Below are 12460 nucleotides of genomic sequence, written 5' to 3'. Positions count from 1 at the left end.
ATTTTCTACTTGCATAGAATAAATGAAAGAATTAATCATTTTATATTAATAATAAAAGACTGAAAATTCAATAAAACAGGAGAGGGTTGAATGACGGAAAAAAAGGAACATAACTTTGTTGTCTCCCAGGAAGACTGGTCTCTCCATCGTAAAGGTTATCAGGATCAACTTAGACATGAGGAAAAGGTTAAAGATGCAATTAAAAATAATTTACCAGACTTAGTTACAGAAGAAAGTATTATTATGTCAAATGGTAAAGAAGTTGTAAAAATCCCGATTCGTTCTCTGGATGAATATAAAATACGCTATAGTTACAATAAGAATAAACATGTTGGCCAAGGCGATGGCGATAGTCAGGTTGGGGATGTTATAGCAAGAGAACCGGGCCAAGGGAACGGGCAGGGCCAGGGACGTGGGAAAAAGGCTGGTGATCAGCCAGGAACGGATTATTATGAAGCAGAAGTTTCGATTGAGGAAGTAGAAGAGGCGTTATTTAAGGACCTCGAGCTACCGAACTTACAGGAAAAGGAAAAAGATGAAATTACGATTGAGAAAATTGAATTTAATGATGTGCGTAAAAAAGGTCTAATGGGTAATATTGATAAAAAACGAACCATTCTATCAGCATTAAAGCGAAATGCAAGAGATGGGAAAAATTCAATTACACCAATTTATAATGATGACCTACGTTTTAAAACATGGAATGAAGTTGTTAAACAGGAATCAAAAGCAGTAGTGATTGCAATGATGGATACGAGTGCTTCCATGGGAACTTTCGAGAAGTATATGGCAAGGAGTTTCTTTTTCTGGATGACACGATTTTTACGGACAAAATATGAATCTGTCGATATCCAGTTCATTGCCCATCATACAGAAGCAAAAGTTGTATCTGAGGATGATTTTTTCAATAAGGGAGAAAGTGGTGGAACGATTTGTTCGTCAGCCTATAAGAAGGCGTTAGAACTAATTGAAGGGAAGTATGATCCGTCCCGTTATAATATTTATCCATTTCATTTTTCCGATGGGGAAAATATCACATCAGATAATGCAAAATGTATTGATTTGGTGAATGAAATAATGGAAGTATCTGCAATGTTTGGCTATGGGGAAGTGAATGGTTATAATCGGTATTCGACGTTAATGAATGCATACCGAAACATTGATGATCCGAAGTTTAGACATTATATTTTAAAAGAAAAACGTGATGTATATAAAGCAATGAAGACGTTCTTTATTAAACAAGCTGAAGTCGTTTAACCTCCACGATGTGGGGGTTTTTCGAATGGGAAGCCTGGAAAGAAATCGGCCGATGTTAGCCGATTTCTTTGTTGCATTAAAGAAGCTCAATTGAATACACACCTCTTGATGTGCTTACAATAAAGCGATTTCCATCAAATTCATATAGTGCATTTTCTTCTAATGGGATTTCATAGAGCTCAGAAGGAAGGGATTGATAATTGTTTTCAGTTGTTTCAATGACTCCACTTCCATTTAAATGAAGAGAATAAATTGGTTCATAACCATCGATGCTACGGGTTTCTTTCGCATAAGAAATAGCACTTAAGTCTATCAATGTTTCATCAAAGTCATCTAATTCATGTTTAATTACTTTTATTTTTCGCCCATTCCATTGCTTTAACAATGCATTAAATTCTTCAACCGACAAGAAATACTGGTCCATAAACAACATCCCTCCTACCTATTAACATTTCCACCTTTCCAGCAAATAATGCATAAGTTGCATCCGTGACAATCACCCTTTAGCATCCGACAAATTCTGCTAATTTCCGACAAGTGACAGGCACCGTAAAGGCACCCTAAAAAGAAATGGTTCATTATTCACGTTTTGTTTCATAAACTATAAAAAGCACTTTTGGAGGGGATTCTAATTGTCAATGACAAAGGAGCTAAGTTATGCCATTGAGGAGATAACAGAGATTGCTTCTGGCTTTGGCCTCGATTTCTATACAATGCGTTATGAAATTTGTCCAGCAGAAATTATTTATACATTTGGTGCATATGGGATGCCGACGCGCTTTTCACATTGGAGTTTTGGAAAACAATTTCACCGCATGAAGTTGCAATATGACCTTGGGTTAAGCCAAATATATGAACTCGTTATCAATTCAGATCCTTGTTATGCGTTTTTACTCAACACGAATAGCTTGGTTCAAAATAAGTTAATCATCGCGCACGTTCTAGCACATTGTGATTTTTTCAAAAACAATGTTCGTTTTTCAAACACGAGACGTGATATGGTGGAAAGCATGACAGCAACTGCGGAAAGAATTGCTGATTATGAAATGATTTATGGCAAGGATGAAGTAGAGAAGTTCTTGGATGCAATTCTCTCGATTCAAGAGCATATCGACCCATCGATTATCAAATCGAAACTTTCTTATGATCGTTCTGATGAGGACGACAATGAAGACTTTATTCCAAAAACACCGTATGATGACCTGTGGAATATCGGCGAAAAGCCACAGCAAAGGAAAAAGAGGGTGCTTAAAAAAGATAAGAAATTCCCACCACATCCTGAAAAAGATATTCTTTTATTCATCGAGGAATACAGCCGTGAGTTAGAGGATTGGCAGCGTGATATTCTAACAATGATGCGGGAAGAAATGCTTTATTTCTGGCCACAGCTCGAAACGAAAATCATGAACGAAGGCTGGGCATCATATTGGCATCAGCGAATCCTTAGGGAAATGGATTTAACGACAGATGAAACAATTGAATACTCAAAATTGAATGCAGGTGTTGTGCAACCGTCAAGAACGCAAATTAATCCATATTATTTGGGAATAAAGATTTTTGAAGATATCGAGGAAAGGTACAACAAGCCGACAGAAGAGATGCGTAAGTTGGGGGTTGCAGCCGGTTCTGGGAGAGAGAAGATGTTCGAAGTAAGAGAGATTGAATCGGATATTTCCTTTATTCGCAATTACTTAACGAAAGAACTCGTGCAACGCGAAGATATGTACTTGTTTGAGAAGAAGGGTAGAGATTACAGAATTACCGAAAAGGACCATGAACAAGTACGTGATCAGCTCGTAAATATGCGCGTAAATGGTGGGTTTCCGTATATAACGGTTGAAAATGGTGACTACCTCCGTAATGGCGAGTTGTATCTGTTGCATGGATATGAAGGTATCGAACTTGATTTGAATTATTTAGAGCATGTTCTGCCATATATTCATCAGCTGTGGGGAAGGACCGTTCATATTGAAACAATAGTTGAGGACCGACAGACTGTTTATTCATATGATGGGAATAAAGTGACGAAGCGGAGTATGTGATCTTTATAGGAAAGGACTTGTGATGCGTATACGTAATCTGGGCTTTTTCTTTTGGTTTCGGCAAATTTTGAGAGATGACATAAAAGGTAGTTGCAACAAAATGTGTGAATCTCATGAATAAGTAGCTCTCATACAGAAAATCACTAAATATATTTGCAATTCAAAGTATAATAAAGTATAACTTCATTTATAATAAAAATGAACGAGTACTTATAGCACTCGTTCAAAGGAACTACATGCCGCATCCAGAGCAGCTGACTAAAAAGATAAAGAATTAATTAAAAGTAACTATCCTATCCTTTGGGTGAGGGCTGGACGGTTACTTTTTTCTCATTTCTTTGACGATGTTCACAACAAGTGCTAAGCAATTTAATAGAACGATACTTGATGTTAGTGCTATGATGGTTGCTTCATATGCCGTCATTTTTTACCATCTCCCTCCTATGGGAGATGGCCAACCGTCCATCTGCTTTATGTAGTTATTAAAATTCTTACCAATTTTCAAGACAAAAGTTCAATGAATATATGAAACAAAGGGCTTGAATTTAAAGCTCTTTTTGCTGTAAAAGATAAGATTGACAGACAGGTACTGAAATGTCAGTTCACTGAGGTGGCTTTTTCACTTATATAAGTGTATAGTTATATGATAATATACTAATGAAAAGTAGGTGCGTGGAAATTGGTAAAAGCGGCAATAGAAATGGACAAGGCATCGATGCTTTTAAAACTTTTAGGGGATAAGACACGATTGTCGATGGTGAAGATTCTTGAAAAACATGAATGCTGTGTATGTGAATTTGTTGAGATTTTCAGGATGAGTCAGCCCTCGATTAGCCAACATCTCCGCAAATTAAGGGATGTAGGATTGGTTAAAGAGGAAAGAAAGGGTCAATGGATATTTTACTCTGTTAATAAAGGAAATGAGTACTATCCTTTCATCGAGCAGATTCTCATGCTAGTACCTGATCTAGACGATAAATTAAAAAAACTGGAAGAGCAAGGTACACGCATTTCTTGTTGCTAATTGGAGGTAAATATTTTGTCAGCAACGCTTATACTAGCAATTATTATTTTTTTATTTACCCTTATTCTCGTCATTTGGCAGCCTAAGGGATTAGACATTGGTATCACTGCCATTGGTGGGGCAATCCTTGCTTTATTAGTAGGTGTTGTTGGGTTAAGTGATGTCATTGAAGTAACGCAAATCGTTTGGAATGCGACACTTGCATTTGTCGCGATTATCATTATCTCACTCATCTTAGATGAAATTGGATTATTTGAATGGGCAGCACTTCATATGGCTAGAATTGCTAAAGGCAATGGAGTTAAGATGTTTATTTATATTAGTATTTTAGGCGCAGTAGTTGCAGCACTTTTTGCCAATGATGGCGCAGCACTGATTTTGACTCCGATTGTTTTAGCGATGGTAAGGAATTTGGATTTCAAGGAAAAGATGATTTTCCCGTTTATTATGGCAAGTGGATTTATTGCCGATACAACATCATTACCATTCGTCATTAGTAACTTGGTAAACATTGTATCAGCTGATTTTTTTGATATCGGCTTTGTTGAATATGCTTCAAGAATGATCATTCCGAACTTATTTTCACTAACGGCTACGATTACGGTATTATATCTTTATTTTAGAAAAAGTATCCCGAAAAGCTATGATATCTCAAAATTAAGTGATCCGAAAACAGCTATAAAAGACTTGAAAATGTTCCAGCTTTCTTGGTATGTTTTGGCAGTATTAGTAGTGGGATATTTCATAAGTGAATTCATTCATCTTCCGGTGTCCTTCGTTGCAGGAGCGATTGCAATTTTCTTCTTGTTAATGGCAAGAAGAAGTGATGTAGTAAACACGAAAGCTGTTATAAAGGGAGCACCATGGAATATCGTACTATTCTCAATCGGGATGTATGTTGTCGTTTATGGTTTAGGAAATGCTGGGCTAACAGATGCTTTAAGTAATGTCATCCAAGCAGCAGCAGATCAAGGGTTATTTGTAGCAACAGTGGCAATGGGTTTTATAGCAGCATTTCTGTCATCTATCATGAACAATATGCCAACAGTTATGATCGATGCCTTAGCAATTGCAGAAACGAGTACTTCAGGGGTGATTCGGGAAGCATTAATTTACGCGAATGTTGTTGGTTCTGACTTAGGGCCAAAAATCACGCCAATCGGTTCACTTGCCACCTTGGTCTGGCTCCACGTTCTTTCGCAAAAAGGCATCAAAATATCATGGGGAACCTACTTTAAAACAGGTATTATCTTAACCATACCAATCCTATTTATCACTTTATTAGGATTATATCTAACATTACGGTGACTAGGCACTGTCAAAATTCGACAAGTGACAGGCACCCCTAAAAAAGGAGAACGAAACGATGTCTAAAAAAACGATTTATTTCTTATGTACGGGTAATTCTTGCCGAAGCCAGATGGCAGAAGGGTGGGCGAAAAAATATCTAGGAGATGAATGGGATGTCCGGAGTGCTGGAATTGAAGCACATGGCCTAAACCCGAAAGCTGTAAAAGCAATGAATGAAGTCGGTATTGATATTTCTGAACAACAATCCGAGAAGATTGACACGGAATTTTTAAACAATGCAACATTGGCTGTTACTTTATGTGGTGATGCAGCTGATCGGTGTCCAGTCACACCAAAAGACGTAAAGCGTGAGCACTGGGGCTTTGATGACCCAGCAAAAGCAGAAGGAACTGAAGAAGAAGTTTGGGAAGTATTTAGACGTGTTCGTGATGAAGTTGGAGAAAGAATTAAATTGTTTGCTGAGACTGGCAAGTAATTTATATTTGGAGCTATGCTGCGATTCGTGAGCATAGCTCTATTTTTATTGACATTCGCTGAAGTTCACAGCGTTTTTGCCAAAGTTCACAGAGAACTCGCTGAAGTTCACAATAATTCCGCTGAAGTTCACAATTCATTCGCCAAAGTTCACATTTGCGCGTGCAGCTAAATAGACTTCAGGAAACATTACGCACTCCGTATTCTATTTTTGTATAAACATCTGTGTCCAATAGTTTCCATCTTGGACGTAACCAACACCAATATGCGTATACCCACCCTTTAGGATGTTTGCCCGGTGTCCTTCACTGTTCATCCATGCACGCACAACCTCTTCTGGACTATTCTGTCCGCGTGCAATATTTTCTCCAGCCTGACGATACGTGACCCCATATTGTGCCATCATATCGAATGGTGAACCATATGTCGGGCTAGTATGTGAAAAGTAGTTATTTGCTTGCATATCCTTTGACTTTTCCCTAGCAACACCACTTAAGGTTGAATCAACCTCTAAATTGGATAGGCCAGCTCTTCGTCTTTCTTGATTGGTTAATCGAACAACTTCTTGTTCAAATTCCGTTAATGCAACGTCTTGATTTTGATTTTGCCTATTTGGTGAAAGTTGCTCACCCTGGTTCTGTGTAGGAGGTTGATTCCCCTCACCAGACTGCATGCTAATCGGTCTGAAATTATTTCCAGATCCTTGCTCCTGCTGAACCGGAGTTTGCTTCTTTGTCAAATCTGTACTAGGTGAATTTGTGCTAGTACTAGAAATGTTAAAGTTTCTCGTATTATCTTGTGTAGCGCTGTCATTTCCACAAGCGGCCAGACCTACACAAAGGATCATGATGAAAAATAAAAGATACTTCTTACTCATGTTAGTAGCTCCTTTTCTTTTGATGTATGTAGTTTGGCTTTTTTTTTTGGAAAATATTTAAAGTATGGACACAACAATTTTTATGTCGGGATTTTGCTAGCTACCATGTAACCTTCTTCAATCGTTGTCGTCTATATTAATAGGAAGTACGTTTTTATACATTTTTATTTGGAAGAGGTGGGGGTCAATGGTAACTATGAAAAAATATGTATGCTATTTGTTTATCGTTTTTGTTGGAATGTTTTTAGCGGCCTGTAGCAATGATCAATCGATGGAATCTAGTGATTTAGCGGAAGTAGAGATGGCAACAGAAGATGCTGCTGTTGAGAGAGAAATGAATTCTTTTTCGAGTGAAGATCGTGCAGAAAAAAGTGAAGAAGCAGAAACTCTCCCAGATGAAGGCGAGACAGATGAGGTAGCTCCTCAAGAAGCAGACCGTAAAATCATTTATACAGCACATCTTAATATTGAAGTAAAAGATTTTGACAAGTCATTTACTGATATACAGACGAAGGCAGCGGATTTTGGCGGGTATGTCGTTGAATCAAATATGTATGGCGGAGCAGATGATAACCCAAGGAGTGGGCAAATTACTGCAAGAATTCCTCAAGGTTCTTTTCAAGATTTTATTCAATTAGTGGAAGACGGAAGTAGTGATGTCATAGAAAGCTCTGTTTCAGGTCAGGATGTGACAGAGGAATTTGTTGATTTGGAATCCCGTCTAAAGTCCAAACGAGTTGTTGAAGAACGATTACTCAGCTTTATGGAGCAAGCAGAGAAAACAGAGGATTTGCTCGCTATTTCAGGTGATTTATCGAAAGTACAAGGGGAGATTGAGGAAATCCTTGGTAGGATGAATTATTTACAAAATAAAGCAGATTTAGCAACAGTAACAATTTTTATGCAAGAAAATGATTTGAAGCTAACAGGAATAAACGAGGATGAGTTAAATACGTGGGAAAAAACAAAGCAACAATTCCTTAAGAGTATTAACTTTTTAATAGCAGCTTTTTCTAGTCTATTTGTGTTTCTAATTGGAAACTTGCCTATCTTTATACCTTTAATCATTGTTGGTGTTATTGTGTTTTTCTTTATAAGAAAGAAGAGAAGGGGAGAAAAACAATCATAAATTAGAGTGCCTTAGCAATATGACTAAATAGTTGCCAACCACCCCTCACTATCCGTCGACAATATTTGACAAAATCTGAGGGGTGACAGGCACCTAACGATACATTTTATACAAGCTTTTCAGTGTGCTGACATTAAGTTCCAAATCGTTTTCATAGGCATACCTAACTGCATAGCCTAATGCAAGTGTCATCCCGCCTGCAATACTACCACCAGCAATCGAGCCCGCCCCAGGAACAAATTTCACCACTTGACGAAACATTGTCTTTCCAATATTGCCCGTAATGGTGGCAATAATTAATTCCTTCGCCCGTTTCTTGGATAAAGGCTTATCATATAATGCTGCCAATTTTATCATTAGACCAACCTGAATTGCTGTTAATGGAATAAAATCAGATCCTGGAACTGGTGCAGCACCAATCGCAGTTGCAGAAGCGGATGCACTCAGTATCCATTTCTTTGCAATCGGGTATTTCGCTTGAATGGTTTTCGCGAACTTAATGTCTTTGTGCTTTTTTTCAAGAATATCTAATATCTCACTTCTCAGTTTATCGATATTTTCTCCAGTCTTTGAAGAAATCGGGATAACTTTATATTTATTATCTGTGTGTAATTTAATGTACTTAACGAGTGCAGGAATATCTTCTGCAGCATCAATCTTATTTAAAACAAAGAGAATATCCTTATTTTGTTTACGAATCAATTCAAAGGATTTCTTCTCACCTTCAGAAAAAACGGTACCTGCTGCATTTAGGAAAAACAAAATAATATCTGCTTCTTTGAAAAACTTCATCGTTTCCCTTGAGTTTTTGTTATTAATATCATCTAGACCGGGTGTGTCTACGAATGTTATGTCATCCGTGTATTGATAGAAATCGATTTGGACGGTTTCGCCAGGCCGGGCACCAACACGGGCTACTTCATCACCGGTAATTTGGTTTATCGTTGATGATTTCCCACTATTCACGTCACCAATCATTGCGAATAATATTTTGGCATTTGCTTGAGCTTGTACCTTGTCCGCTTCTTGATCAAATGCTTTATTAAATTCTTTTTCATTAAATTCCGCCAAAGCAATCACACTCCTTGCCCCTATATTCCCACATTCGTGCCTGTTACTATTCAATTTTCGACATATATAGACAAACTTCGACAAGTGACAGGCACCCTAATTAAAGTAGTTGTTGGTAGGCTTTGGCTTCTTCGGGTTTGCCTATTTCTTGGTAAATTTTTATTAAGTATTGGATGGGTTTCGGGTTATTTGGGTTGAGCTCCATTTCCCATTTGAAGCAGTCAATGGATTTCTCCAATTGATGAAAGTCTAGATACAACTCGCCTAAGGCAAATTGCTTGTCAGGATCATCTGCAAATTGCTGCATCTTTGCAATCTTTTGCTCAATAGGCAGATGAATTTCTTTACTGTGAAAGGGCTCAAACCACTCTATAATTTCATTTAAATCATGACTTTTTAGAAAGGAAGAGACAAAAGGAATACTCATTTTTTCTAAGGTAGAACCGTCCTTAATAGCAAGTTTCATCAATCGTTTACTTGATTTGTCAAAATGGGATGCAAGAACAGACGGATCTGCTTTTTTAAAATGATCACTAATCACAAGCAATTGTTCTGCTGTTGGTTTGTAATTCGTGTTCATCGTAAATTGAACAATTTCATTTGAATGATTACTTTCAAGTAACGTATCGAGTAATTTTGATTGCAACACTGCTTTATTATTATTTCGAACCAACTCTTTTCGAATGAGGATTTGATCATCGATCGAAAGGTCCTTAATCAATTCCCCTATTGCAGCTTCGTTATCTATTGAGAATTGATGCTGTAATCGTTCGATCCGAACAGCTAGTTCATCAATCCATCGGTTTTGGTCTTTATATAATTGAAACAAAACGTTAGAGGAGGTTGGATTAGAGCGGTCATCGAAACAAACAAGCTCAACGTAGTTCGGGTCTTTCTCGTAAAGGCTCTCTAAATCGCTATACATCTGTTCGTAACGTTGGAACTCAATATTGTGCATCATGTCATGTGCAAATCTACTTTTGGGATTGTAATTTTTATAGGATTTTAGCGCTCGATACGCTTTAAGATTTTTTCCGTTTCTACGGAAATGATAGAATGTTTTTTGAAAAAGTTTATTGCTGGAACCTTGTTTTGTGAAGGAATCAAAGAATAGGAAGATGAGTGCGACTTCTGTCATGGAGTAGGATTTTTCTACGTTTTTAATTAATTGATTAAACTTGATAAAATGAATAGTATTTTGCCTTGAGAGTAGTTGAAGACTAAGTGGATGTGTACCTGAAAAGGAAATTCCGTCCCTTAATGCTCGATAAATATAGGAATTGATCCTAATTTTATTTGCTTTTACACCGTTTATAAAATTATTTTTATAAAAAATGCTGTAATATGTATTTGCTGAACGGTCGGTTGCCTCAATAATTATTGTTTGCTTATAAACGACAAGTTTTTCTGCTGTTAAGGTGAGATGCTTTTTGTTTGATTGGACTTGAAATTGGTTACGTTTCATTACATTACCTCCCTTAGTTACATATCTAATGATAACATAAGATGCTTCGCACGAACAAAATATATCCTTTCATCTTACTATTAATATTATTATCTGATATAATGGGTAGAAGTTAGCACCTAGTAATAAAAAAGAGGAGTACGATAATAATGTTACGTGAAGAATTAATAGCTCCAAGTGATTATAATATTGTGATGGAATTTGAAAAATATATGAACGATCCTAAGCGTACTGCGATAATTTGGGAAGATGAGCAAGGAATGAATAAAGAAATTACATATAAATGTTTAATAGAGAATGCAAATAAAATTGGTAATGTGTTATTAGAACAAGGTCTTAAAAAGGGTGATAAGTTATTAGTCATGATGCCACGCTTAATCGAGACCTATGAGGTATACATTGCAGCACTAAAAACCGGAATCATTATTATTCCTTGCTCTGAAATGTTCCGTACGAAAGATTTACAGTATCGAATTACACATGGGGAAGTAAAGGGTGTAGTATGTTTCGCTCCCTACGCCAACCAGTTTACGGACATTAAAGAGTTTAATGAATTGGTGAAATTTACCGTAGGGGAAGAAGTGGAAGGTTGGAATCGATTAGATGAACTGAAAAATTCTGCTGAAGCTGAATTAGAAATCACCCCAACGACAGCGGAGGATTTAGCTTTTTTACCATATACTTCAGGAACAACGGGGAATCCAAAAGCAGTAATGCACACCCATGCTTGGGGTTATGCACATATGAGAACAGCAGCAACAAATTGGTTGGCAATTCATGATGGAGATACCGTATGGGCTACAGCTGCTCCTGGTTGGCAAAAATGGGTATGGAGCCCTTTCTTATCCATACTAGGTTCTGGTGCAACTGCATTTGTCTATAATGGAAAATTCGCGCCAAAAAAATATTTGCGTTTACTAGAAAAATATGCTGTTAATGTATTTTGTTGTACACCAACAGAGTACCGATTGATGGCGAAGCTGGATAATCTAGCAGACTATTATTTGCCAACATTACACAGTGCTGTGTCAGCTGGTGAGCCTTTAAATCGGGAAGTAATTGATCAATTTGAAAAATATTTTGGTGTAACAGTTAGAGATGGCTACGGTCAAACAGAAAATACGTTGTTACTCGGGTTTCTAAAAGGGATGAAGGTAAAACCTGGTTCCATGGGTAAACCGACACCGGGAAATAATGTGCAATTAATTGATGAGGATTGCAATCCGGTAGCGGTTGGGGAAGTTGGAGATATTGCAGTTCCACTTGACACACCTGCTTTATTCAAGGGCTATTACAAAGAGGAGGAGCGGACGAAAAAGGCCATTCGTGGGAACTTCTATATTACAGGTGATCAGGCGAAAATCGATGAAGAAGGCTACTACTGGTTTGAAGGTAGAAATGATGATATCATCATTAGCTCTGGTTACACGATTGGACCATTTGAAGTGGAAGATGCACTCGTGAAACACCCGACAGTAAAAGAATGTGCTGTCGTTGCAAGTCCTGATGAAATCCGTGGAAACGTGGTTAAAGCCTATGTTGTTCTTCAAGACAATGTTCAGGGTGATATGGATGCATTAGTGAAAGACTTGCAAAATCATGCAAAGCAATTAACAGCACCGTATAAGTACCCACGTAAGATTGAATTTGTTCGTGAGCTGCCAAAAACATCTTCAGGAAAAATCCGTCGGGTTGAACTTAGGCAGCGTGAGAAAGAGTTGGTTAAGTAATTACAATCGTGTACGTGCTCGTTTCTAATACGAAATAAAAATCCCACTTTAGAATCGCAGTCATTATCGATTTTAAAGTG

General features: G+C 37.4%; 11 protein-coding genes. 7 read left to right on the top strand and 4 right to left on the bottom strand.

Annotation, left to right across the window (positions count from 1 at the left end; all coding sequences use genetic code 11):
* Positions 1–90 precede the first annotated feature (90 nt).
* Complete coding sequence (yhbH, locus tag D8M05_RS06985) at positions 91–1257, top strand: sporulation protein YhbH (RefSeq protein ID WP_121130034.1); 1167 nt, start codon at positions 91–93, stop codon at positions 1255–1257.
* 76 nt (positions 1258–1333) lie between these two features.
* Here yhbH and ymzB read toward each other — a convergent pair whose 3' ends face one another.
* Positions 1334–1681, bottom strand: coding sequence for a protein YmzB (gene ymzB / locus D8M05_RS06980; RefSeq protein WP_121130032.1), 348 nt, complete (start codon positions 1679–1681; stop codon positions 1334–1336).
* Positions 1682–1895: 214 nt separating this feature from the next.
* On the opposite strand from ymzB, the gene D8M05_RS06975 reads away from it, so the two are divergent.
* The 4 genes from D8M05_RS06975 to arsC all read left to right on the top strand — a co-directional run bounded on the left by D8M05_RS06975 (position 1896) and on the right by arsC (position 6109).
* Complete coding sequence (locus D8M05_RS06975; protein ID WP_121130118.1) at positions 1896–3299, top strand: SpoVR family protein; 1404 nt, start codon at positions 1896–1898, stop codon at positions 3297–3299.
* Positions 3300–3978: 679 nt separating this feature from the next.
* Complete coding sequence (locus D8M05_RS06970; protein ID WP_245985234.1) at positions 3979–4323, top strand: ArsR/SmtB family transcription factor; 345 nt, start codon at positions 3979–3981, stop codon at positions 4321–4323.
* A gap of 15 nt (positions 4324–4338) precedes the next feature.
* Positions 4339–5631 carry an arsenic transporter gene (locus D8M05_RS06965; RefSeq protein ID WP_121130030.1) on the top strand — a complete coding sequence of 431 codons (1293 nt, stop codon included), beginning with the start codon at positions 4339–4341 and terminating at the stop codon, positions 5629–5631.
* A 58-nt stretch (positions 5632–5689) separates the two neighbouring features.
* Positions 5690–6109: an arsenate reductase (thioredoxin) gene (gene arsC / locus D8M05_RS06960; protein ID WP_121130028.1), complete on the top strand. Its 420-nt coding sequence runs from the start codon at positions 5690–5692 to the stop codon at positions 6107–6109.
* Positions 6110–6313: 204 nt separating this feature from the next.
* Here arsC and D8M05_RS06955 read toward each other — a convergent pair whose 3' ends face one another.
* On the bottom strand, positions 6314–6985 hold the full coding sequence (locus D8M05_RS06955) for a CAP domain-containing protein (RefSeq protein WP_121130026.1): 672 nt from the start codon (positions 6983–6985) through the stop codon (positions 6314–6316).
* 196 nt (positions 6986–7181) lie between these two features.
* Between D8M05_RS06955 and D8M05_RS06950 the strand changes: the two genes are divergently transcribed.
* The gene (locus D8M05_RS06950) at positions 7182–8114 is read left to right on the top strand and encodes a DUF4349 domain-containing protein (RefSeq protein ID WP_183072729.1); all 933 of its coding nucleotides are present in this window, start codon (positions 7182–7184) and stop codon (positions 8112–8114) included.
* Positions 8115–8207: 93 nt separating this feature from the next.
* Here the strand turns inward: D8M05_RS06950 and D8M05_RS06945 are convergent, their stop codons facing one another.
* Both D8M05_RS06945 and D8M05_RS06940 read right to left on the bottom strand, forming a co-directional pair.
* The gene (locus D8M05_RS06945; protein WP_121130114.1) at positions 8208–9185 is read right to left on the bottom strand and encodes a GTPase; all 978 of its coding nucleotides are present in this window, start codon (positions 9183–9185) and stop codon (positions 8208–8210) included.
* Positions 9186–9285: 100 nt separating this feature from the next.
* Positions 9286–10650 carry a tetratricopeptide repeat protein gene (locus D8M05_RS06940; protein ID WP_121130022.1) on the bottom strand — a complete coding sequence of 455 codons (1365 nt, stop codon included), beginning with the start codon at positions 10648–10650 and terminating at the stop codon, positions 9286–9288.
* Between the two features lie 149 nt (positions 10651–10799).
* On the opposite strand from D8M05_RS06940, the gene mbcS reads away from it, so the two are divergent.
* A complete protein-coding gene (gene mbcS, locus D8M05_RS06935; RefSeq protein ID WP_121130020.1) occupies positions 10800–12380 on the top strand; it encodes an acyl-CoA synthetase MbcS in 1581 nt (526 codons plus the stop codon).
* Positions 12381–12460 lie beyond the last annotated feature (80 nt).

The organism is Oceanobacillus bengalensis, from assembly GCF_003628445.1.
GTDB lineage: Bacteria > Bacillota > Bacilli > Bacillales > Amphibacillaceae > Oceanobacillus > Oceanobacillus bengalensis.
This window is presented reverse-complemented; position numbering and strand designations above follow the sequence as displayed.

Coding starts and splice junctions, on each gene's coding strand:
- D8M05_RS06955 (WP_121130026.1), bottom strand. CDS start 6,985: ATGAGTAAGAAGTATCTTTTATTTTTCATCATGATCCTTTGTGTAGGT.
- arsC (WP_121130028.1), top strand. CDS start 5,690: ATGTCTAAAAAAACGATTTATTTCTTATGTACGGGTAATTCTTGCCGA.
- D8M05_RS06940 (WP_121130022.1), bottom strand. CDS start 10,650: ATGAAACGTAACCAATTTCAAGTCCAATCAAACAAAAAGCATCTCACC.
- ymzB (WP_121130032.1), bottom strand. CDS start 1,681: ATGGACCAGTATTTCTTGTCGGTTGAAGAATTTAATGCATTGTTAAAG.
- mbcS (WP_121130020.1), top strand. CDS start 10,800: ATGTTACGTGAAGAATTAATAGCTCCAAGTGATTATAATATTGTGATG.
- D8M05_RS06950 (WP_183072729.1), top strand. CDS start 7,182: ATGAAAAAATATGTATGCTATTTGTTTATCGTTTTTGTTGGAATGTTT.
- D8M05_RS06975 (WP_121130118.1), top strand. CDS start 1,896: ATGACAAAGGAGCTAAGTTATGCCATTGAGGAGATAACAGAGATTGCT.
- yhbH (WP_121130034.1), top strand. CDS start 91: ATGACGGAAAAAAAGGAACATAACTTTGTTGTCTCCCAGGAAGACTGG.